This window comes from Halomonas borealis, from assembly GCF_004798905.1.
Taxonomy (GTDB): domain Bacteria; phylum Pseudomonadota; class Gammaproteobacteria; order Pseudomonadales; family Halomonadaceae; genus Halomonas; species Halomonas borealis.
This window is the reverse complement of the sequence record NZ_SDMO01000018.1, coordinates 21,235-44,447: the sequence shown is the minus strand read 5'-3', so window position 1 is coordinate 44,447 and position 23,213 is coordinate 21,235. Positions and strand designations below refer to the sequence as shown.

The following is a 23,213-nucleotide window of genomic DNA, read 5'->3' as shown; positions in this document are numbered from 1 at the left end:
CATCGACGAAGGCGTCGTCGATATAGGCGCGGGTCTCGAGGCTCGCCTTCAGGGAGTCGGCCTCGTCCTGCCAGTCGGCCAGGCATTGGGGGCGGTTCATGCGGGCATCTCCTCGGTTGCGTGGATGGTTGCCCCTTGAGCCACGAGGCGACGCGCCGTCTCGTCGAGCGCCGCCCAGGCCAGGCGCACCAGTTCGTCGATCTCCTCGCGCGTGATGACCAGGGGGGGAGAGATGACCATGATATCGCCCACGGAGCGCATCACCAGCCCGGTCTCGAAACAGATATCGCGACACAGGTTGCCCGCCGACAGTGACTTGTCGAAGCGCTCGCCGCTGGCCTTGTCGGCGACGATCTCCAGGGCGCCGATTAGCCCCAACGAACGGGCCTCGCCGACCAAGGGATGCCGCGCCAGCTCCGCCCAGCGCTCGGCCAGGTAGGGGCCGACGTCGTCGCGCACGCGCTCCACCACGCCTTCGGCTTCCATCAGCCGCAGGTTCTTCAGCGCCACCGCCGCGCAGGCCGGATGGCCGGAGTAGGTGAAGCCGTGATAGAACTCGCCGCCATCCTCGATCAGCGTCTCGGCGACGCGATCCCCCACCAGTACGCCGCCGATCGGCAGGTATCCGGAAGAGAGCCCCTTGGCGACCGGCATCAGGTCCGGCTCGAGACCATAGTGAACACTGCCGAACCACTCGCCGAGGCGACCGAAGCCACAGATGACCTCATCGGCCACCAGCAGGATATCGTACTTGGCCAGCACCGCCTTGACCGCCGGCCAATAGCTCTCGGGCGGGATGATGGCCCCACCGGCACCCTGCACCGGCTCGGCGATGACCGCCGCCACGCGCTCTTCGCCGAGTTCGAGGATCTTCGCCTCGATGGCCTCGGCGCAGGCGCGTCCGAAGTCATCCCGGCTCATGTCGCGGCCTTCGCCGAACCAGTAGGGCTGGCGCACATGGGTGATGCCCGGCACGCAGGGGCCGCCCTGGTCATGCATGGGCGCCATGCCGCCCAGGCTCATGCCCGCCACGGTGGAGCCGTGGTAGCCGTTCTCGCGGCCGATGATCCACTGCTTCTCCGGCTTGCCCTTGAGCGCCCAATAGCGACGCACCATGCGCAGCATGGTGTCGTTGGCCTCGGATCCCGAGCCGGTGAAGAACACCCGGTTCATGTGGGCCGGCGCCAAGCGACACAGCGTCTCGGCCAGCTCCACCGCCGGTGGATGGGTGGTCTTGAAGAAGGTGTTATAGAAAGGCAGTTGCTGGAGCTGCTCGGTCGCCGCATCGACCAGCTCCTGGCGACCATAGCCCAGGTTCACGCACCACAGTCCGGCCATGCCATCGAGGATGCGATGGCCGTCGGCGTCCTCGATGTATACGCCCTGGGCCGCGGTGATGACCCGGCAACCTTCCTCGCCGAGCGCCTTGAAGTCGGTAAAAGGATGAAGGTGATGATCGCGATCCAGCGCGTTGAAGCGCGCGGAGACTGACTGAGTCATGGCCGTTTCCTCCCGTTAAGAACGCCAACCCGAAATGTTATTGTTTACTCAACATATAGGGTCTATCTCGATCTGCCAACCCCTTTCCCTTCCTCGTGCGCAAAACGCCAATAACCCCTTGATTAATATAAACCACCTAAATTAAAAATATCGACACTATAACAAAACAACAACAAAATCGTTGACACCTCACACCACAACGACCAAATTTCATTGACGCCGGAAGCGCCTCCACGGCGCCCGACCTCACCCTGCTCACCAACAACAATCCAGGGACACGCTCATGACACCCTACCTCCCCACCCTACGCCGGGCCCTGAGCCCTGCGTTGCTGCTGCTCTGGCTATGCGTCTCGGCCGCACAGGCTGCCCCCACTCTCTCGGTGCCGGACGTGATCCTCGCAGGCGTCGACACCGAGATCACCGTGGATGGCCTCACCCCGAAGCAGCGCGTTCGGGCCGAGCTGGACGGCCAACCCATCGCCTTGAGCCCGGTCGACGCGGGTAGCGCCACCCTGACGCTGACCCTGCCCGGCGAGCCGGCCCGTTTGCGCCTGATGGATGACGCCGACCGCATCGTGGCCGAACGAACCCTCGACGCCCTCCCCGCCTGGCTATCGCTGTTGCCGGCGCTGACCGCCATCACCTTGGCGCTGGCCTTCCGCCAGGTCATCATCGCCCTGTTCGCCGGCCTGCTGCTCGGCGGCTGGGTGCTGCACGGCATGAGCGCCGGCGCCCTGCTCAGCGCCTTCGGTGATTCGGTCAACGTCCACGTGCTCGAGGCCGCCAGCGACAGCGGCCACATGTCCATCGTGCTGTTCTGTCTGCTGATCGGCGGCATGGTCGGCATCATCTCGCGTAATGGCGGGACCCGCGGCATCGCCGAACGCATCGCTCGCCTCATCCGTGGCCGGCGCCAGGCCCAGAACTCCACCGCCCTGCTCGGCCTGGCGATCTTCTTCGACGATTACGCCAACGCCTTGATCGTCGGCAACACCATGCGCCACATCACCGATCGACTGAGGATTTCCCGCGCTAAGCTCGCCTACCTGGTGGACAGCACCGCCGCCCCGGTCTCGACGATCATGCTGGTCACCACCTGGATCGGCTTCCAGGTCGGCCTGATCAGCGAGGCCATGGCCGGCATCGAAGGCTGGTCCGAGTCGGCCTATTCGGTGTTCGTGAACGCCATCCCCTACAACGCCTATCCGCTGCTGGCGCTGGCCTTCGTATTCCTGGTGGCCTGGACCGGGCGCGACTTCGGCCCGATGCTCCAGGCCGAGCGACGCGCGCTCTCCGAGCCGGGGGAGCGCACCGGGCTGACCAACCGCGAGGCCATCGTCGAGGAGGCCGACATCCCGACCAAGGAGGGCATCCCCACTCGCGCCCTCAATGCCATCGTGCCCATGCTGGTACTGGTGGCCATCACCCTGGGCGGCATCTACACCACCGGCCTCGCGGCACTGGGCGGCGGCGAGCACGACCTGCGCGACATCTTCGGTGAAGGCGATTCCTTCAGCGCCATGATGTGGGGCTCTTTGGCTTCCTGCGTGGTGGCGGTGATCCTGACCCAGGCCCAGCGGCTGATGAGCATGACCGAGACCGCTCACTACTGGTTCGAGGGCGTCAAGTCGATGCTGCTGCCGATCACCATCCTGATGATGGCCTGGGCACTGGCCAACGTGAACGAGGCCCTGCATACCAGTGACTTCCTGGTCACCGCCCTCGGCGACAGCCTGTCGCCCCAATGGTTGCCGGCGGTGATCTTCGCCCTGGCGGGCTTCACCGCCTTCGCCACGGGCTCTTCCTGGGGCGTGATGGGCATCATGATGCCCCTGGTGGTGCCCCTGGCCTGGGCGGTGCTCAGCCATCATGGCCTCGCCGGCACGGCCGAGGGCATGCCGCTGCTGTATGCCTCGGTGGCCGGGGTGCTCGCCGGCGCCGTATGGGGCGATCATTGCTCTCCCCTGGCCGAGACGACCCTGCTCGCCGCCATGGCCAGCGGCTGCGACCTGATCGACCATGTGCGCACCCAGCTCCCCTATGCCCTGCTGGTAGGCCTGGTGGCGATGGTCTTCGGCAACATCGCGGTGGGCTATGGCATCAGCTGGTGGGTCGGGCTGGCCGGCGGTGCCGCGGCACTGACCGCCACCCTCTTCGTCTTCGGCCGACGGGCCACCGAGGGAGCGCCCCAGCCCCAACGCCTCGAGACGCAACCGCGCGCCTGAGACCCCAGCCAAGCCGCCGCCGGGACCGAGCCCGGCGGCGGCCTATGCGTCACACACCATGCCCCGCCTCGAGCCCTGCCCCCACCCCAAGCCCCTGTCTTCCATCGCCGGCGCCTCTTTCGCGAGGCTCCCGCCACGACACTTCGCCAACAGCACTCCACCGACGACCCTTCACCAACAGGAAGGGCCCGCTGCATGGCGGGCCCTTCTCGCGTTACGACACTATCAGCGGGGAATACGACATCCCTCGCGGCCGGCCTCAACCATGACAGGCCTCGGCGAAGCCACGGAAGATGGCGTCATAGAGTGCGTGCTCACGGGGCTGCCACTCGGGATGCCACTGCACCGCCAGGGCGAAGTTCGGGGCATCGGTCACCGAGAAGGCCTCGACCAGGCCGTCCGGCGCCACCGCCTCGACGCTCAAGCCCTCGCCCAGGCGATCGATGCCCTGTTGATGCAAGGAATTGATCCGAGCACTCGGCTCACCATGCAGCCGCGAGAGCCACCCGCCCGAGAGGATCTCCAGATCGTGGGTGGGGGCGTACTGCGCCGCCTTTTCGCCACCGGGTTCACGATGGTCCAGCTTTCCGGGCACGCCCTGTACCGCCTGGTAGAGACTCCCTCCGAAGGCCACGTTGAGCTCCTGGAAGCCACGGCAGATGCCCAATAGCGGCAGCCCGAGCTCCAGGGCCGCGGGCACCCAGGCCATGGCCGCGGCATCGCGGTCGAGGTCGCCCCGGGTATTTTCCGGCGCGCGCTCCGCGCCATAGCGGCCCGGCTCGACGTTGGTATAGCTGCCGGTTAGCACCAGGCCATCCAGCCGTGACAGCAGCGGCGCTACGCCGGCGGCATCGAGATCTTCCCAGACCGGCAGGATCACCGGCTCGAGCCCGTAATCCCGCAGGGCATTCAGATACTTGTCGGTGACCATGTGCGACGGGTGGCCTTCCACCTCGCGACGACAGGCGATCACCCCCACCAGGGGTCGGGTCTGCATGGCAGCCTCCTCGATCATGCACGAAACCAGATTCGTCATTCTTTGATCAACATACATGGGTCGATTTATCTTGCCAAGTCAGCCACGAAGCAGTCACGCCGAAAAACTGTTAACACACTACTTTAAAACATAAAAATCATGATTTTCCGAAAGCCCTTCATGCCTCTAACGGCCCAAAACTGTAAAAGATTTGACAACAACGACTGTTGATTAAATGATGTCACCATTGCCAACGATCACAATCCAACAGGTGCCCTCATGTCGCTCACCCCCTCCGATGAAGCCCGCGACTTCCTGGAACGACACCCCGATGTCGATAGCATCGACCTACTGATCAGCGACCTCAACGGCGTGCTGCGCGGCAAGCGCATTCCCCGCGACAATCTGGAGAAGGCCTTCCGCGACGGGGTCAATCTGCCTGCCTCGGTGTTCGCCCTGGACATCACCGGCAACACCATCGAGGAGACCGGCCTTGGCCTGTCCACTGGCGACAGCGATCGCGTCTGCCGTCCGGTGGCCGGCACGCTGATGCCCACCCCTTGGCTGCGGGGCGGCAAGCAGGCTCAGCTACTGATGGACATGCGCAACGGCGAGGACGGCCCCTTCTTCGCCGACCCCCGCCACGTGCTGACTCGCCAGGCCGAACGCCTCTCTGCCGTGGGGCTGACCCCCGTGGTCGCCCTGGAGCTGGAGTTCTACCTGATCGATCGCACCCGCGACGAGCTCGGTATGGCCCAGCCACCCCGCTCGCCGGCCACCGGCGAGCGCGCCACCGAGAGCCAGCTCTACTCGATCAACGAGCTCGACGAATACGCCGACTTCCTGGAAGAGGTCCAGGCCGCGGCCCAGGCCCAGCGACTGCCGCTGGACACCGCCCTCAAGGAGTGCGCGCCGGGCCAGTTCGAGATCAACCTGATCCACTGCGACGACGTGCTCAAGGCCTGCGACAGCGCCGTACTGCTCAAGCGCCTGATCAAGGGCGTGGCCATCCGCCACGGCTTCGAAGCCACCTTCATGGCCAAGCCCTACGGCGGCGAGGCCGGCAATGGCATGCACGTGCACATGAGCCTGCTCGACGGCGAAGGGCACAACGTCTTCTCCGCCGCCGACGAGCAGCCGCTGGGCACCGCGACCCTGCAGCATGCCATCGCCGGCCTGATGGCCCTGATGCCGGCGTCCATGGCGCTTTTCGCCCCTAACCTCAACTCCTTTCGTCGCTTCCAGCCGGGCCTCTACGTGCCCATGACCCCGACCTGGGGATACGACAACCGCTCGGTAGCCCTGCGCATCCCCTCGGGCCCCAACGTCGCCCGTCGGGTCGAGCATCGGGTCGCCGGCGCCGACGCCAACCCCTACCTGCTCCTGGCCACCCTGCTGGCCTCGGTGAACCATGGCATTCACCGCCAGCTATCACCGGGCGAGGCGGTCACCGGCAACGCCTACGACCAGTTCGCGCCGACCCTGACCAACAGCTGGCATCAGGCCCTGGACCTGCTGGAGGACAGCGAGGCGCTCACCGAGGCCCTGGGGCCAGAGTTCCTGCACGTCTTCATCGCCAACCGCCGGGCCGAGCGCACGGCGGCCATGCAGACGGTGAGCAAGCTGGAGTACGACTGGTACCTGCGCCACGTCTGAGCCACGACGCCAGGCCCGTCGACCGCGCCGCTTCCCCTGAGCGCCCCGTCATCGACGATCCCGGTGATTCACCGGCGGGCGTCCGGTCCGCCTCGTGCCCCTACCCCACCAAGGGAGCCCCGCAATGACAATGACAATCACAATGTCTGCTGCCCCGGTTCATACCGCGCGATCCACGACAACACACCACGGAGGTCACGCATGAACCAGCCCACTCACCCCTTCGCCCCCTCGCTGCCCACGCGACGCGGCACGGGCCGCACCCTACTGCTGATGCTGAGCGTGCTGGGCACGGTGGTCAGCCTGACACTGACCCACCAAGCTGGCACGGACTTCGGCTGGATCAGCCTGGTGCCCTCGCTGATCGTGCTGGTGGTGGCCATTGCCACCCACCGCACCCTCGAGGCCCTGGCGATCGGCGCCATCTCGGGCCTGATCCTGCTCCAGCCTCAGGACTTCATCGGTGAACTGGCCGACATCTCGCTCTCGGTGATGATGGACGAGACCATCGCCTGGCTGATCCTGGTCTGCGGCCTGATGGGCGGCTTCATCGCCATGCTGGAGAAATCGGGCTGCACCCTGAGCTTCAGCCATTTCATGACCCGCCTGGTCAAGACGCGCCGCCAGTCGCTGCTGAGCACCGCCGGCCTGGGCGTGATGATCTTCATCGACGACTACCTCAACGCCCTGGCCACCTCGGCGGCCATGAAGCGTCTCACCGACCGCTTCGGCGTCTCCCGCGAGAAGCTCGCCTATATCGTCGACTCCACGGCGGCGCCGATCTGCATCCTGGTGCCACTCTCTACCTGGGCGGTCTACTTCGCCGAATTGCTCGAGACCAACGGCGCGGTCGAGGGCTCGGGCATGTGGCTCTACATCCAGTCGATCCCCTTCATGCTCTACGGTTGGGTGGCCATGGGTCTGGTCGTGCTGGTGGCCATCGGCATCATGCCCGACATCGGGCCGATGAAGGCCGCCGAAGCGCGTGCCAAGAACGGCCAGCCGATCCCCGACGAGGCACCCGATGTCGCCCTCGGCGAGGACGATGTGCCCACGACCCAGCCGTGGGTCGGCGTGATCAACTTCCTGCTGCCGATGGCGGTGCTGATCGGCGCCAGCGCCTGGTTCGAGATCGACCTGCTCAAGGGCGTGATCGTGGCGATCATGTTCACCATCCTGCTCTACCTGATCCAGCGCCTGGCCACCTTCGCCACCCTGATGGATGCCATCATGGACGGCTTTCGCACCATGATGCTGCCGCTGGCCATCGTCGCGGTGGGCTTCGTGCTGCGCGAGATCAATGATCAGCTGGGCATGACCGCCTTCATGATCGACTCCCTGACGCCCCACCTGACGATAGCCCTGCTGCCGGCCATCGTGTTCCTGTCCATGGCCGTGGTGGTCTTCGCCACCGGCTCCTCCTGGGGGGTGTTCGTGATCTCGATCCCCATCGTGGTGCCCATCGCCCAGAGCATGGGCGCCCCGATGCCGCTGGTCGTCGGTGCATTGCTCTCCGCCTCGAGCTTCGGTAGCCATGCCTGCTTCTTCTCGGACTCCTCGGTGCTCTCGTCCCAGGGCAGCGGTTGCCAGCCGATGCAGCACGCCCTCACCCAGTTCCCCTACGCCCTGATCGGGGCCGGCGTCACCGCACTGGGGTTCCTGGCACTGGGCTATGCACTGAGCTAATTCCCATCACCACCGGTAGCGCGGCCCCGGAGCGCCGCGCTGCCGGGTTCATGACCCTTTTCCTGACAACAGCGCCTCGATGCCCTCCACCTCGCCGCAACGATCCGGCGTATATCCCGGCAGTTCGGCCACCGCCGCCTGGAAGGCCTCGCCGGCCAGCACCCGGCGCAGCGTCGTGAGCTTCGGCTCCGCCAGGCTGCGTCGATGTCCGATCAGCAGGTAGTCCTCCAGCGCCAGCGGCACGAAATCGAGTCCGAAGCGCCGGGCCGCCGCCTCGACCCCGAACCCCGCCTCCGCCATGCCCGCGGCGACATAGGCCGCCACCGCCGAGTGGGTATATTCCTCGATCTCGTAGCCACGAATACGCCGCCTCGACAGGCCTTGCCCCTCCAACAGGCCATCCAGCAGCGCCCGGGTGCCCGAGCCTGCCTGGCGATTGATGAAGCGCACGTCCGACCGCACCAGGTCCGCCAGGCCACCGATTCCCAACGGATTACCCGGCGCTACCATCACCCCTTGGCGCCGGGTAATGAAGCGTATGACCCGGTAGCTGCGCGGCTTGAGCAGATCGCGATAGCCATGGATCACCCGCTCGCCGACCTCGCCGCGCGGCAGGTGCAGGCCGGCCAGGTCACAGGCCCCACGTTGCAATGCCGCCAGCGCCTCACGAGAACTACAATATTGGAGGTCGAGGCCGAGTTCATCGAGATGCGCCGGCAACAGCTCGATGGCATAACCGTGGGTGGCATACAGCCGCAACACCGGCTTGACGCCCTCCAGGGTCTGCTGGATGGCCAGGTTGAGCTCGGAGCCGAGGCTTTCCAGCTGCGGGCCCAGCCGGGCGATCACACGCTGCTCGGCCCATAACAGCTTCTCGCCCAAGGGCGACAGCCGCGCGCCGCGACCGCGCTCGAGCTCGACCAGGGGGATACCGAAGAAGTCGCTCCACTTGTTGAGCAGGTTCCAGGCATGGCGATAGGAGATGCCCACCGATGCGGCGGCCCGGGTGAGCTTGCCATGCCGATGCACCGCCTCGAGCAGGCCGAACAGCTTGGGGTCGAGCTGGTGACCGGCCTCGTCGCTGAAGTGCCAGGCCGGCGTGATGTGGATGCGTTTCATGTGAAGTAAGTTTCATATTTTGCCATCGAGGCACCGATGCTAGCGTTATCTGGACCGTGGCGCACGCCCTACCCCACCTATGAACCAGCGTGCATATTCCACCAGAACGACAACGAAACAGGGGGACTCGATGCGTGATTCCCGAGAGTGGACGCCCCAGGCGATCCAAGCCGAGATCGACGCCTTGCAGCACAAGCCCGGCGCCCTGCTGCCGATCCTGCACGCCCTTCAGGACCGCTTCGGCCATGTCCCCGACGACGCGGTGCCGATCATCGCCGAATCGCTGGGCCAGACCCGTGCCGAGGTGCACGGCGTGATCAGCTTCTATCATCATTTCCGTACCTCGCCACCCGGGAGCCACGTGGTCCAGGTCTGCCGCGCCGAGGCCTGCCAGGCCCGGGGCGCCCGTACTCTGGAGGCCCACGCCAAGGCCAGCCTCGGCATCGACTACCACCAGACCACCGCCGACCGCGAGATCACCCTGGAGGCGGTCTACTGCCTGGGCAACTGCGCCTGCGGCCCCTCGGTGCGCATCGACGACCGTGTCCTCGGCCGGGTCTCCCCCGCGGCCTTCGACGTCCTGGTCGATGAACTGCGCACCCAGCCCCTGGAGGTGATCGGATGAGCGTTCGTGTCTTCGTTCCCCGTGACACCACCGCCCTCTCGTTGGGCGCCGACGCCGTGGCCGATCGGCTCGAGCGCGAGGCCAAGCAACGCGATCTCGAGCTGACCATGGTGCGTAACGGTTCCCGCGGTCTGGCCTGGCTGGAGCCGCTGGTCGAGGTCGAGACCCCCGCCGGCCGGGTCGCCTTCGGGCCGGTGACGCCCGACGATATCGCATCGCTGCTCGATGCCGGGCTGCTCGAGGGCCGCGACGACCATCCGCTGGCACAAGGGCTTACCGAGGCGATCCCGTATCTCGCCCGCCAGCAGCGTCTGACCTTCGCCCGCATCGGCGTCACCGAGCCGCTGTCGATCGACGACTACCGCGCCCACGACGGCTTCCGGGGCCTGGAGGCGGCGCTCACCCGCGAGCCCCAGGACATCGTCGAGGAACTCAAGGCCTCCGGCCTGCGCGGCCGCGGCGGCGCGGCCTTCCCCACCGGCATCAAGTGGCAGACGGTGCTCGATACCCCGGCGGATCAGAAGTACATCGTCTGCAACGCCGACGAAGGTGACTCCGGTACCTTCGCCGACCGCCTGATGATGGAGTGCGATCCCTATGGGCTGATCGAGGGCATGGCCATCGCCGGGCTCGCCGTGAACGCCACCCAGGGCTACATCTACCTGCGCTCCGAATACCCGTTGGCCAAGCAAGTTCTCGATGACGCCATCGCGCGTGCCGAGGCCGCCGGCTACCTGGGCGACGACATCCTCGGCCATGGCCGCGCCTTCCACCTGGAGGTTCGCCTGGGCGCCGGCGCCTATATCTGCGGCGAGGAGACCTCCCTGCTGGAGAGCCTCGAGGGCAAGCGCGGCATGGTGCGCTTCAAGCCGCCGCTTCCGGCCATCGAAGGACTGTTCGGCCGCCCGACCGTGGTCAACAACGTGCTGTCGCTGGCCGCCGTGCCCTTCATCCTCGCCGAAGGTGCCCAGGCCTACGCCGATCATGGCCTGGGGCGCTCGCGTGGCACCCTGGCCCTGCAGCTGGCCGGCAACGTCCAGCGCGGCGGGTTAGTCGAACTGGCCTTCGGCACCCCACTGCGCACGCTGATGGAAGACTTCGGCGGCGGCACCGCCAGCGGCCGGCCGCTGCGCGCGGTGCAGGTCGGCGGCCCGCTATGTGCCTACCTGCCCGAGAGTCAGTGGGACCTGCCGCTGGACTACGAGGCCTTCTCCGAGGTCGGCGCGGGAATCGGCCACGGCGGCGTGGTGATGTTCGACGAAACCGTCGACATGGCCGAGCAGGCACGCTTCTCGATGGAGTTCTGCAAGGTGGAATCCTGCGGCAAGTGCACCCCTTGTCGCATCGGCTCGACCCGCGGCGTGGAGGTCATCGACCGCATCCGCGCGGACGACAACCGCGAGGCCAACCTCGCGCTGCTCGGTGAACTCTGCGAGACCATGGAAGACGGTTCGCTGTGCGCCATGGGCGGCATGACACCCTTCCCGGTGCAGAGCGCCCTGCAACACTTCGCCGGCGACTTCCAGCGCGCGCCGCAAGGAGACCGCTCATGATTCAGCACTTCGATCCCCGCCAGCACGACAAGGCGCTTGCCAAAGATCTGGGCACGCCTCCTCCCGCGGCCGATGCGGCCCCGGTAAGCCTCGAGATCGACGGCGTCGAGATCCGCGTGCCCGAGGGCACCTCGCTGCTGCGTGCCGCGGCGCTGGCCGACATCAACATCCCCAAGCTGTGTGCCACCGACAGCCTGGAAGCCTTCGGCTCCTGCCGGCTGTGCGCCGTCCAGGTGGAAGGCAAGCGCGGCACACCGGCGGCCTGCACCACCCCGGTGGCCGAGGGCATGAGGGTCACCACTCAGAACGAGCGCCTGGCCCGGCTGCGCCGCAACATCATGGAGCTCTACATCTCCGACCACCCGCTGGACTGCCTGACCTGCCCCGCCAACGGCGACTGCGAGCTCCAGGACATGGCCGGCGCGGTAGGGTTGCGCGAGGTGCGCTACGGCTTCGAGGGCGAGAACCACCTGGCCGCCGAGAAGGATCATTCCAACCCCTACTTCAGCTTCGACCCCAGCAAGTGCATCGTCTGCTCGCGCTGCGTGCGCGCCTGCGAGGAGGTCCAGGGCACCTTCGCGCTGACCATCGATGGCCGCGGCTTCGATTCCAAGGTGGCGGCCGGCCAGGACGAGGCCTTCATGGACTCCGAGTGCGTGTCCTGCGGTGCCTGTGTCGAGGCCTGCCCGACCTCGACACTGATGGAGAAGAGCGTCATCGATGCCGGCCAGCCCGAGCACAGCGTGATCACCACCTGCGCCTACTGCGGCGTGGGCTGCTCCTTCGAGGCCCAGATGAAGGGCGATCAGCTGGTGCGCATGGTGCCCTACAAGGGCGGCGATGCGAACCACGGCCATTCCTGCGTCAAGGGCCGCTTCGCCTTCGGCTACGCGACCCATCCGGACCGCATCACCACGCCGATGATTCGTGAGTCCATCGACCAGCCCTGGCGCCCGGTCGGCTGGGAAGACGCCATCGCCTTCGCCGCCGAGCGACTCACGGCGATCCAGGCCGAGCACGGCCGCGAGAGCATCGGCGGCATCACCTCCTCGCGCTGTACCAACGAGGAGACCTACCTGGTACAGAAGCTGATCCGCGCGGCCTTCGGTAACAACAACACCGACACCTGCGCGCGGGTCTGCCACTCACCCACCGGCTATGGCCTCAAGACCACCCTGGGCGAATCCGCCGGCACCCAGACCTTCGACTCGGTGATGCAGGCCGACGCCATCATCGTGATCGGCGCCAACCCCACCGACGCTCACCCGGTATTCGGCTCGCTGATGCGCAAGCGGCTGCGCCAGGGCGCCTCGCTGATCGTCGCCGACCCGCGGCGCATCGACCTGCTCAAGACACCACACCTGAATGAGGCCCAGCACCTGCCGCTGCGCCCCGGCACCAACGTGGCGCTGATCAACGCCCTGGCCCATGTGGTGGTGACGGAAGGGCTCGAAGACCACGACTTCATCGCGGCCCGCTGCGACACCCAGGCCTATCGTGCCTGGCGCGAGTTCATCGCGCAGGAGCGTCACTCCCCCGAGGCCAGCGAGGCGATCACCGGGGTGGCCGCCGAGGCGGTGCGCCAGGCCGCTCGCACCTACGCCACCGCGGGCAACGGCGCCATCTACTACGGCCTGGGCGTCACCGAGCACAGCCAGGGCTCGACCATGGTGATGGGCATCGCCAACCTGGCGCTGGCCACCGGCAACATCGGCCGCGAGGGCGTGGGCGTGAACCCGCTGCGCGGGCAGAACAACGTGCAGGGCTCCTGCGACATGGGCTCTTTCCCCCATGAGCTGCCGGGCTATCAGCATGTCGCCGATGGCGCGGTCCGCGCTCGCTTCGAGTCCGCCTGGGGCGTGGCGCTCGACGACGAACCGGGGCTGCGCATCCCCAACATGTTCGACGCCGCCATCGAGGGCACCTTCAAGGCGCTCTACGTGCAGGGCGAGGACATCGCCCAGTCCGACCCCAACACCCATCATGTGGAAGCGGCGCTCGCGGCGCTGGACTGCCTGATCGTCCAGGACATCTTCCTCAACGAGACCGCCAAGTACGCCCATGTGCTGTTGCCGGGCTCGAGCTTCCTGGAGAAGGACGGCACCTTCACCAACGCCGAGCGACGCATCAACCGCGTGCGCAAGGTGATGCCGCCGCTGGCCGGCAAGGCCGACTGGGAGGTCACCGTCGAGCTGGCCCGGGCGCTGGGATACCCCATGGACTACGCTCACCCGTCCGAGATCATGGACGAGATCGCCCGTCTGACGCCGACCTTCACCGGCGTCAGCTATGCCAAGCTCGAGGAGCACGGCAGCCTGCAGTGGCCCTGCAACGCCGAGCATCCCGACGGCACGCCGACCCTGCATGAACTGGAGTTCCCGATCGGCCGTGGCCGCTTCGCGATCACCGAGTACGTGGCCAGCGAGGAACGCGCCAATCGGCGCTTCCCGCTGCTGCTGACCACCGGGCGGATCCTGTCTCAGTACAACGTCGGCGCCCAAACGCGACGCACCGACAACCAGGTGTGGCACGACGAGGACGTGATCGAGGTGCATCCTTCCGACGCCGAGGTCCGCGGCATCCGAGACGGCGATTGGCTGGGCATCACCAGCCGCGCCGGACAGACCGTGCTGCGGGCGCGGCTCAGCGAGCGCATGCAGCCCGGCGTGGTCTACACCACCTTCCACCATCCGGGCAGCGGCGCCAACGTGATCACCACCGACAGCTCCGACTGGGCCACCAACTGCCCCGAGTACAAGGTGACCGCGGTACAGGTCGAGAAGGTCAGTCGGCCCTCCGAGTGGCAACGGCGTTTCGATGCGGCCGACCGTCGGCAACGCCAACACCTGGAAACGGCCCGGGAATCGGCGCCATGAACCGGCACGCAGGCGCCCCCACGCCTGGCGACGGCCGCTCCTCCCTGGCGCATCAACGGGTGGAAGTGCATCGCGAGGCCTCGGGCTGGGCCGCTGACGCGGTGGACGACGCCCTGGCCCTCGAGGTGCCGGTGGCGCTGGTCTACAACGGCATCTCCCATGCGGTGATGATGGCGAGCCCCGCCGATCTCGAGGAGTTCGCGCTGGGCTTCAGCCTCACCGAGGGCATCCTCGCACACCCCCACGAGTGCTACGACCTGGAGGTCCGGGAGGAATCCCGAGGCATGGCGGTACATCTGACCATCGCCGCCCAACGGCTGGCGGAGCTCAAGGCGCGCCGTCGCAGCCTGGCCGGGCGCACCGGCTGCGGGTTGTGCGGTACCGAATCGCTGGAACAGGCGATTCGCCCGATCCCTCGGGTGCGGGCGCCGGCGCTCGGCGATGCCGCCATCCAGCACGCCCTCGGCGCGCTGGCCGAACACCAGCGGTTGCAGGCGGCCACCGGGGCCACCCATGCCGCCGCCTGGTGCGACGCCGACGGTCGAGTGCGACTAGCGCGCGAGGACGTGGGCCGCCATAACGCCCTGGACAAGCTGATCGGCGCCCTGGCCCGCGAGGGCGGCCCCGACGAAGACGGTTTCGTGCTGGTCTCTAGCCGCGCCAGTTACGAGATGGTGCACAAGAGCGCCTGCGCCGGCATCGGCGCCCTGGTGGCCGTCTCGGCGGCCACCGCGCTGGCGGTGGAACAGGCCCGGGAGGCTGGGCTACTGCTGGTCGGCTTCGCCCGGCCCGGCCGCCAACTGATCTATCATCGCCCTGTCGACATCCTGTCGGCCCGGGCCCATGACGGTTGAGGAAGAGAGCATGTCTCACGATCCAGGCGAAACCCTGGTGCAGATGGTCAACCAGATCGCCACCAACCTGAGCGGCGGCCGCACGGAAGACGAGACGGTGGCCGGCGTCTGCGGCCACCTCGAGAAGTTCTGGGCGCGCGCCATGAAACGGCGCATCATCGCCCGGCTCGACGAGCCGGACTCTGGCCTGATGCCGCTGGCCCGCCAGGCGGTGGAGCGGCTGGCCGAACGCCAGGCTCTACAGACCGATTGATGCCCGCGACAACGCGACGGGGCCGCCCTCAAGGGCGGCCCCGTTGTCATGCCGCATGCGCGAGTGCCATAGTCGATATCAACCCTCGGCCTTGGGCTCCCCCCACTGGGGCTCGCCATTCACCACCCGGACCGTCTCGCCCGCGGGGCGTTGATCCAGCTGGCTGGTATGCGACTCGCCGTCGTAGTGCCAGCTGACCTCGTAGCCGGTGGTTTCCTCACGGGAATCGGTCACGGTGTGGCAACGCTGCTCGGTGGTGGAGACGGTCTGGCCGGCCTCGACGCGTTGCTGCACCTCGCGGCCGGCGAAGCCGCCGCCGACGGCACCGGCCACGGTGGCGATCTTCTTGCCGCTGCCGCCGCCCACCTGGTTGCCGAGCAGCCCGCCGACGATGGCGCCGGCCGCCGTGCCGACCACGCTGTGCGGGTCGCGCGTCGGCGCCTGGCGCTGTACCACCACGTTCTCGCAGACCTCGCGTGGCGTCTCCACCGACCGGGTCAGGGTCTCTACGCCGGTGATGTCGGCGAACTCGGGCTGGCGGCTTTCCTGCACCTGCCAGGCGCCAAACGCCATGCCGCCAAGCCCCAGCACCGCCAGAACGCTCCCCACCACGATCGACTTGCTCATGTTATATACCTCTCGTCGAATGTTCGGTACGGCACGGAGACGGGCATTGCTCGCCGGCCTCCCGCTACGCGCTCCAGCGATGGCGATCGCCGCTGCCGGGCCTCCTGCCCGACACCGGCCCCTATATTATCGATCGTCCTCGCCCAGGGCTCCAGCCCGCTCGTAGAGGTTCCACACTTGCTGCGTCGCTGTCGGCGAGCGGCGACAGGCACAGAGGCCAGGTCTTCGCCAGACGACGCCATCGCGACGCGGACGGCGGCTCAGATGCCCAGGCGATCACGCGCCTCGTAATACCAGGCGCCCATCGCCGAAAGCGGCACACGCAGCATCCGGCCGCCGGGGAACGGCAGCTGCGGCAGCCCGGCGAAGGCATCGAAACGTTCCTCCCGCCCGGTCATGGCCTCAGCGATCAGGCGGCCGGCCAGGTGGGTACAGGTCACCCCGTGGCCCGAGTAGCCCTGGGCATAGTAGACGTTATCGTTGATCACGCCGAATTGCGGCAGTCGATTCAGCGTCATCAGGAAGGTGCCGCTCCAGGCATAGTCGACGCGCACGCCCTTGAGGCCCGGGAAGGTCTTCTCCATCTTGGGACGAATCACTGCCTCGATGTCGGCCGGGTCCTGACCACCATAGTTGACCCCACCCCCATAGATCAGGCGGTTGTCGGCGGTCAGCCGGAAATAGTCGAGCAGATAGTTGCAGTCCTCGACGGCCAGATTGTTAGGCAGCAGCGCTCGGGCGCGTGCCTCGTCCAAGGGCTCGGTGGTGATGATCTGGGTGCCGCAGGGCATCGACTTGCCCTCCAGCGCCGGCATGATGCCTTGATGATAGGCATTGCCGGCCATGACCACCCGCTCGGCGCTGACCGTGCCAGCGGGCGTGGACAAACGCACCGGCTGACCATGTTCGACGGCCGTCACCGGCGTGCACTCGTAGATCACGCCGCCCAAAGACTCGACCGCCGCGGCCTGGCCCAGCACCAGGTTGAGCGGGTGAATATGTCCGCCGGAATGATCGACCAGCGCCCCCACATAGCGGTCGCTGCCCACCTCGCGCTTCACGTCACGGCCTTCGAGAAGTTCCAGCTCACGATGACCGTAACGCTCCCACAACGCCTTGTGCTCCACCAGGCCCTTCATCTGACGCGCATTGCAGGCGGCGAAGAGGTTGCCATCACGCAGATCGCAATCGATGCCGTAGCGCTCGATCCGCTCACGAATGATGCGATTGCCCTCGAAGGCCATGTCTCCCAGCGCTTGCGCCATGCCGTCGCCGTACTTCTCCTCGATGACATCCATGTCGCGGCTGTAGCTGTTGACGATCTGGCCACCGTTGCGCCCGGAGGCCCCGAAGCCCACCCTTGCGGCTTCCAGCACCACCACCTTGAGCCCCTTCTCGGCCAGGTGGAGGGCCGCGGAAATGCCGGAAAAGCCCGCCCCCACCACGCAGACATCACAGCTCACCTCCCCCTCCAGGGCAGGCCGCTCGGACACCGGGTTGGCGGTGGCGGCGTACCAGGATCCGACGTGTTCGGTTTCGTTCGAGACGCGCATAGGGCCTCCAAAATGGTTTTTTTATTTAACACCAAGAGGCCGATATTACGGATTAATCGCTCAAAACTCCAACAACATGACATGCTTTTCTTGCCATCACGCCCCACCTGGCACCATAGCGCGTGAGATGGTGAGGCCTGCTACCGCGCCTGCACCTCGGACCACAGCTGCTGGAAGGTCTGCAGTGTGGCGCCGGAGAGCGTCGGGATGAATGTCAGACGCGCCAGGTCCTCATCGCTCGGCATGATCGGCGGTTGGGTCAGCACCTCGTCGAGGTAGGGCTCGGCCGCGGCATTGGGACTCGCGTAATAGGTGTAGCCGGACAGCTGGGCGCCGATCCGCGCATCGAGGATGAAGTCGATGAACTTGTGCGCCAGGCCCGGGTGCGGCGCCTCGGAGGGAATCATCATGGTGTCGACCCACTTCTCGGCGCCTTCCTCAGGAATCATGAACGCCAGGTTCTCGAAGGCCTGCGGGTTCTCGTCTTTCAGATAGAGATAGTCGCCGTTGAAGGACATACCGGCCTGGATCACCCCACGGGACAGCTGCTGCAACGCCGGCGTGCCATCGGTGAAGCCGCTGAAGGTATCGCGCCCCTTGGTCTCGATCATCAAGCGCGCCGCCTCGCGCCAGGCGTCAAGGCCGGTGCAGTCGTAGCCATGCCCCAGATAGGCGCAGGCGCCGCCCATGGTGACCTGGCCATCGCTGATCATGGCGATGGGATAGTCGTCGTTGACCTCGCGATCGAACATCAGCGACCAACTCTTGGGCGCCTCGGGGAAGGTCTCGGTGTTGTAGACGATGCCGGTGGTGCCCCACTGGTACGGCACCGAGTAGCGGCCACCGGGGTCGTAGGACGGATCCTGGAACTGCGCCATGACGTTGCCCAGGTTGTCGAGCCGGGACTCGTCCAGCGGCTGGACCAGCCCGGTCTCGATCAGCCGCGGCACATAATAGTTGGACGGCACGATGACGTCGTACTGGGAGGTGCCGCCGGCGTTGAGCTTGGCAAACATCTCCGGCAGCGAATTGAAGTAGTTCTGCACCACCTCGACGTCGTATGCCTCCTCGAAGGCCTCGATGATCGCCGGGTCCATATACTGGGTCCAGTTGAAGAGATAGAGCTTGTCTTCTTCGGCCTGTGCCTGCCCGGCGAGGGCGAGGCCGCCCAGCGACAGGGCCAGGGCGATGGTATTGCGCGTTATTGTTGCAGGCATGCTTGGTTCCCTTGAGGTGCTCGATAATAAGGACCGGCTCAGCGGGCACGGCGACGGCCGAAGGCCAGGCTCAGGAGGGCGGCGACGGCCACCGCGGCGATCATCAGCGCGGCGATGGCATTGATTTCCGGTGACACGCCCTTGCGGATCGCGCCCCAGATGTAGATCGGCAGGGTCGCGCTCTCCGGCCCGGCGGTGAAGAAGCTGATGACGAAATCATCGATCGACAGCGTAAAGGAAAGGAAGAAGGCGGCCATCAACGCCGGCTTGAAGGTCGGCAGCATGAAGTGCACCAGACGCTGTCGGGGCGTCGCATACAGGTCTCGCGCGGCCTCGAACAAGGCGGGGTCCAGACCCACCAGGCGCGAATAAATGATCAGCGCCACGAAGGGAATCTGGAAGGTCACGTGGGCGATGATCATGGTGGCGAGCCCCGGCGATAGCAGGCCGGTCCATTCGTGGACCTGCACGAAGAAGGCCATCTCGGAGATACCGAACACGATGTCGGGTAGCACCAGCGGCAGGTAGATCAGCAGGACCAATCCTCCCAGTCGGCGGCGACGGTGGCGGTACATGCCGTAGCCGAACACGCTACCGACGATCATCGCCAACAACGCAGAGACGATGGCCAGCACCAGGCTGTTGCCCAGGGCCGAGAGGATCGCCTCGTTCCCCATCAGCTGGTGATACCAGCGCAGCGAGAAGTCGGCGAAGCGCGCCGAGCTGTTGGCCGAATTGAAGGAGAACAGCACCACCACCGCTAGCGGCAGGTAGAGGAAGGCGAGCGTCAGCCACCAGAAGGCGGCCAGGCAACGCCGCAGCGTCTGCTTTTTCATATCACCACCTGCTCGCCACCGCCCAGGCGCTTGCCGAGGCGACGCATCACGTAGAGCCCGATGAAGGTCGCCAGGATCATCAGGATCGCCCCGGCGGCTCCCAGCGGCCAGTTGGCGCCACCGGCGAACTGGTTGGCCACCAGGTTACCGAGCATCATGCCCTTGCCGCCGCCGAGCAGTTCGGAGACGACATACATGCCGAAGGCCGGGATGGCCACCAGCACGATGCCCGCCAGCAATCCGGGCAGGGTCTGCGGGAAGATAGCATGGCGAAACGTGCGCAACGGGCTGGCGTAAAGGTCCTGGGCGGCTTCGACCTGCGCCACATCGAGCTTCTCGAAGGCACTGTAGAGCGGCAGCACCATGAAGGGCAGGAAGTTATAGACCAGCCCCAGGGTGACCGCGAAGTTGGAGGGGTAGAGGCCCAGGTGCGGCGAGATCAGACCCAGCGTCACGGCCAGCTCGGACAACGGGGTCCCCGGCGCCAGCAGGTTCATCCACCCGAAGGAACGTATCACCTGGTTGGTCCAGGAAGGCACCACGATCGCCAACAGCAGCAGCGGCCGCCAGCGAGCCCGGCAGGTGGTGATGTAGTAGGCGACAGGATAGGCGATCATCACCACCAGCACGGTGGACACCAGCGTCTGCCCCAGCGAGCGCAACAGGGTGTAGAGGTTGCCGGGGCTCCAGCCCAAAAAGCCGAAGCCGGCCAGTCGTTCGAAGGCGTCCAGCGACAGCGGCCTCTGCGGCAAGCCGTAGGGGCCGGTGGTCATGAAGGCCACACCGATCAGGTACACGCTGGGCAGCACCAGAAACAGCAGGATCCACAGCGCTCCCGGGGTCACCGTCAGCAGCAGATGGCGGGTCTCGCGCCCGAGGGCGCGCGTGGGGGCCTTGGCGGTCTTGTCGATCATGCGCTGTCTCATTCGCTCAGGGTCACCAGATCTTCCGGCGCCACCGTTACCGTCAGCGCCTCGCCCACCTCGGGCAGATGACGCCCGCGATTGCTGACCATCGCACGCAAATGCGTCTCGCCGACCGCCAGGCGAAACTCGGCATGGCTACCGCGGTAGAGCCGCTCGACGACCGTGGCCGGCAGGTGGTTACGACCCTCGACCGAGCCCGGCAGCAGGTCCAGGGTCTCGGGGCGAATCAGCAGCAGCGTGCCGTCGCCGGGCGCCTCGACCGAGAGCTCGCCGAGCGCCGTGGTCAACCGCCCGGCGTCGCGAGCGCTGACCGGGAAAAGATTGTCGTGGCCCATGAAGCCGGCCACGAAGGCGTTGACCGGACGCTCGTAGACCTCGCGTGGCGCCCCCACCTGCTGGATACTGCCACCATTGAGCACGGCGATGCGGTCGGACATGACCATCGCCTCGTCCTGGTCATGGGTGACGAACACGAAGGTCATGCCGAGGCGTTGCTGCACGCGTAGCAGCTCGACCTGGAGCTGGCCGCGCAGGCCGGCATCGAGCGCCGAGAGCGGCTCGTCGAGCAGCAGCACATCGGGTTCGCAGATCAACGCCCGCGCCAGGGCGATGCGCTGGCGTTGGCCGCCTGACAGCTGATCGACGCGACGCTCGACCAGGTCGCCCAGTTGGATGAAAGCGGCGATCTCCGCGACCCGGGCGTCACGTTCGGTGGATGGCAGGCCGCGCATCTTGAGACCGAAGGCCAGGTTGTCGCGCACCGAGAGGTGCGGGAAGAGCGCATAGGACTGGAAGACCGTATTGACGCTACGCCGATGAGGCGGCACCTCGGTGATGTCGCGACCGCCGACCGCCAGGGAGCCCGCATCCGGGGCCTCGAGGCCGGCAAGCACCCTCAACAGCGTCGTCTTGCCGCATCCGGACGGCCCCAGCAGGGTGAAGAACTCGCCGGCCTGGATGTTCAGGTCGATCCCGTCCAGGGCCACGGTGTCATGCCCGAAGCGTTTGTGCAGGCCCTGCATCTCGATCGACGATGCCTTGCGGGGTGCCTCGCTCCGGGCCGATTGCTCGGCGGCCGGATCGGTGTCCAGCCGCGCGGCGCTATCCGCCGTCATGGTCTCGCTCATGGGGTCATCTCTTCGCTTGTCGGCGGCCAATCGGCCTGCCTGGCATTCCTCGTGGGTCGCCGAACCACCGACCCATACGCCGCCTGCTCGACACGCGAAACGCCCCGCAAAGGGCACGAGCCTTTCCGGGGTTCGATATCGTGGCAGACAGCAACGCAGGGGGATTTTCTAAGGTCACGCGCCCCACGACAAGGGGCAAGCGACAAGCGGGCAGGAAAACCCGCCTCTCTACCGGCGAGAGACGGGCGAAAAGGAGGATCGAGCGTGACGAAATGCCGTTACTCGCCGCCGATCTCCAGGCGCGCCTTGACCCGCCCGAAGGCGGCCAGGGCGGCCTCGATATCCTCGCGGCTCAGGGCCGCCGATACCTGGGTGCGGATGCGCGCACGGCCCTTGGGCACCACCGGATAGGAGAAGGCGATCACGTAGATGCCCTCCTTCAGCATCTCCTCGGCGAAGCGCGACGCCAGGGCGGCGTCGTGGAGCATCACCGGCACGATGGGATGCTCGCCGGGCAACAGCTCGAAGCCCAGTTCCTCGAGCCCCTGTCGAAAGGCGACGGTATTGTCGCGCAGCCGATCGCGCAGCTCGCGGGACTCCGCCGCCAGCTCCAGGGCCTTGATCGCCCCGGCCACCACCGGCGGCGCCACGGTATTGGAGAACAGGTAGGGCCGCGAACGCTGACGCAGCAGCTCGACGATCTCGCGCCGGGCGCTGGTATAGCCGCCGCTGGCCCCGCCCAGTGCCTTGCCCAGGGTGCCGGTGAGGATATCGATCCGCCCCAGGCAGCCCCGATATTCATGGCTGCCGCGGCCACCCTCGCCCAAGAACCCGGTGGCATGGCAGTCGTCGACGTGCACCAGGGCGCCATAGCGCTCGGCCAAGTCACAGATCTCGTCGAGCCTGGCGATATAGCCATCCATCGAGAACACGCCGTCGGTGGTGATCAGCTTGAAACGCGCCCCTGCCGCATCGGCGGCCTGTAGCTGAGCCTCCAGGTCGGCCATGTCGCTGTTGCGATAGCGATAGCGGCTGGCCTTGCACAGCCGTACACCGTCGATGATGCTGGCATGGTTGAGCTCGTCGGAGATCACCGCGTCTTCGGGGCCTAACAGGGTCTCGAAGAGCCCACCGTTGGCATCGAAGCAGGACGGATAGAGGATGGTGTCCTCGGTGCCCAGGAATTCGCTGAGCCTGGCCTCGAGCGTCTTGTGCAGCGTCTGGGTGCCGCAGATGAAGCGCACCGAGGCCAAGCCGTAGCCCCACTCTTCCAGGCCGGCCATGGCGGCCGCCTGTACCTCGGGGTGCTGGGCAAGCCCCAGGTAGTTATTAGCGCAGAGGTTGAGCACCTCGCCTTCGGCGACGCCCACATGGGCGCCCTGTGGCGTCGCCAGTTCGCGTTCGTGCTTGGCCAGGCCGGCCTGCTCGATCGCCGCCAGCTCGTCGCGCAGATGCCGTTGAAAGTCGCCGTACATGATGTCGTTTCCCTTCTTTTCCGTTGACTCACCGGGGTTTGAGGCTTCACGGCGCGATGCGCCTGCCCGGCGACAAGCCTCCGCGAGGGCACGGTAACCCCATCCTCGGCGCTACCCACGCCAACCC

Annotated in this window: 18 protein-coding genes; 8 read left to right on the top strand and 10 right to left on the bottom strand. The window is 66.6% G+C overall.

The annotated features are described in order from the left end of the window. Positions 1–96: 96 nt before the first annotated feature. Entirely contained in the window at positions 97–1,500 is a 1,404-nt protein-coding gene (locus tag ETC07_RS14310; RefSeq protein WP_136249199.1) for an aspartate aminotransferase family protein, read from the bottom strand. 283 nt (positions 1,501–1,783) lie between these two features. Here ETC07_RS14310 and ETC07_RS14305 point away from each other — a divergent pair, with 283 nt between their 5' ends. After that, positions 1,784–3,727: a Na+/H+ antiporter NhaC family protein gene (locus ETC07_RS14305; RefSeq protein WP_136249198.1), complete on the top strand. Its 1,944-nt coding sequence runs from the start codon at positions 1,784–1,786 to the stop codon at positions 3,725–3,727. 259 nt (positions 3,728–3,986) lie between these two features. On the opposite strand, the gene ETC07_RS14300 is transcribed toward ETC07_RS14305, so the two are convergent. Then, complete coding sequence (locus ETC07_RS14300; RefSeq protein ID WP_136249197.1) at positions 3,987–4,724, bottom strand: gamma-glutamyl-gamma-aminobutyrate hydrolase family protein; 738 nt, start codon at positions 4,722–4,724, stop codon at positions 3,987–3,989. A 258-nt stretch (positions 4,725–4,982) separates the two neighbouring features. Between ETC07_RS14300 and ETC07_RS14295 the strand changes: the two genes are divergently transcribed. Continuing rightward, the gene (locus ETC07_RS14295) at positions 4,983–6,359 is read left to right on the top strand and encodes a glutamine synthetase family protein (protein ID WP_136249196.1); all 1,377 of its coding nucleotides are present in this window, start codon (positions 4,983–4,985) and stop codon (positions 6,357–6,359) included. 201 nt (positions 6,360–6,560) lie between these two features. Continuing rightward, entirely contained in the window at positions 6,561–8,045 is a 1,485-nt protein-coding gene (locus tag ETC07_RS14290) for a Na+/H+ antiporter NhaC family protein (protein ID WP_136249195.1), read from the top strand. Between the two features lie 48 nt (positions 8,046–8,093). Here ETC07_RS14290 and ETC07_RS14285 read toward each other — a convergent pair whose 3' ends face one another. Beyond that, positions 8,094–9,164, bottom strand: coding sequence for a substrate-binding domain-containing protein (locus tag ETC07_RS14285; protein ID WP_136249194.1), 1,071 nt, complete (start codon positions 9,162–9,164; stop codon positions 8,094–8,096). A gap of 130 nt (positions 9,165–9,294) precedes the next feature. On the opposite strand from ETC07_RS14285, the gene ETC07_RS14280 reads away from it, so the two are divergent. The 5 genes from ETC07_RS14280 to ETC07_RS14260 are packed head-to-tail and all read left to right on the top strand — an operon-like array spanning position 9,295 to position 15,325. Further along, complete coding sequence (locus ETC07_RS14280; RefSeq protein WP_136249193.1) at positions 9,295–9,789, top strand: formate dehydrogenase subunit gamma; 495 nt, start codon at positions 9,295–9,297, stop codon at positions 9,787–9,789. Further along, a complete protein-coding gene (locus ETC07_RS14275; protein ID WP_136249192.1) occupies positions 9,786–11,342 on the top strand; it encodes a formate dehydrogenase beta subunit in 1,557 nt (518 codons plus the stop codon). Before ETC07_RS14280 ends, ETC07_RS14275 begins: the two co-directional genes overlap by 4 nt. Next, complete coding sequence (gene fdhF, locus ETC07_RS14270) at positions 11,339–14,218, top strand: formate dehydrogenase subunit alpha (protein ID WP_136249191.1); 2,880 nt, start codon at positions 11,339–11,341, stop codon at positions 14,216–14,218. Before ETC07_RS14275 ends, fdhF begins: the two co-directional genes overlap by 4 nt. Next, entirely contained in the window at positions 14,215–15,072 is an 858-nt protein-coding gene (gene fdhD / locus ETC07_RS14265) for a formate dehydrogenase accessory sulfurtransferase FdhD (protein ID WP_136249190.1), read from the top strand. Before fdhF ends, fdhD begins: the two co-directional genes overlap by 4 nt. Positions 15,073–15,082: 10 nt before the next feature. Then, the gene (locus ETC07_RS14260) at positions 15,083–15,325 is read left to right on the top strand and encodes a formate dehydrogenase subunit delta (RefSeq protein WP_136249189.1); all 243 of its coding nucleotides are present in this window, start codon (positions 15,083–15,085) and stop codon (positions 15,323–15,325) included. Positions 15,326–15,403: 78 nt separating this feature from the next. Here ETC07_RS14260 and ETC07_RS14255 read toward each other — a convergent pair whose 3' ends face one another. From ETC07_RS14255 to kbl, 7 genes are all read right to left on the bottom strand, one after another. Beyond that, positions 15,404–15,952, bottom strand: a complete 549-nt coding sequence (locus ETC07_RS14255; RefSeq protein WP_136249188.1) for a glycine zipper 2TM domain-containing protein — start codon at positions 15,950–15,952, stop codon at positions 15,404–15,406. Between the two features lie 260 nt (positions 15,953–16,212). Next, the gene (locus tag ETC07_RS14250) at positions 16,213–17,505 is read right to left on the bottom strand and encodes an NAD(P)/FAD-dependent oxidoreductase (RefSeq protein WP_136249187.1); all 1,293 of its coding nucleotides are present in this window, start codon (positions 17,503–17,505) and stop codon (positions 16,213–16,215) included. A 140-nt stretch (positions 17,506–17,645) separates the two neighbouring features. Continuing rightward, complete coding sequence (locus tag ETC07_RS14245) at positions 17,646–18,722, bottom strand: ABC transporter substrate-binding protein (RefSeq protein WP_136249186.1); 1,077 nt, start codon at positions 18,720–18,722, stop codon at positions 17,646–17,648. A 38-nt stretch (positions 18,723–18,760) separates the two neighbouring features. Beyond that, positions 18,761–19,558, bottom strand: coding sequence for an ABC transporter permease (locus ETC07_RS14240; protein ID WP_136249185.1), 798 nt, complete (start codon positions 19,556–19,558; stop codon positions 18,761–18,763). Then, positions 19,555–20,472 carry an ABC transporter permease gene (locus tag ETC07_RS14235; RefSeq protein ID WP_136249184.1) on the bottom strand — a complete coding sequence of 306 codons (918 nt, stop codon included), beginning with the start codon at positions 20,470–20,472 and terminating at the stop codon, positions 19,555–19,557. The genes ETC07_RS14240 and ETC07_RS14235 overlap by 4 nt, the downstream gene beginning before the upstream one ends. Before the next feature lie 8 nt (positions 20,473–20,480). Next, a complete protein-coding gene (locus ETC07_RS14230; protein WP_136249183.1) occupies positions 20,481–21,611 on the bottom strand; it encodes an ABC transporter ATP-binding protein in 1,131 nt (376 codons plus the stop codon). 278 nt (positions 21,612–21,889) lie between these two features. Beyond that, positions 21,890–23,086 carry a glycine C-acetyltransferase gene (gene kbl / locus ETC07_RS14225; protein WP_136249182.1) on the bottom strand — a complete coding sequence of 399 codons (1,197 nt, stop codon included), beginning with the start codon at positions 23,084–23,086 and terminating at the stop codon, positions 21,890–21,892. Positions 23,087–23,213: the final 127 nt, after the last annotated feature.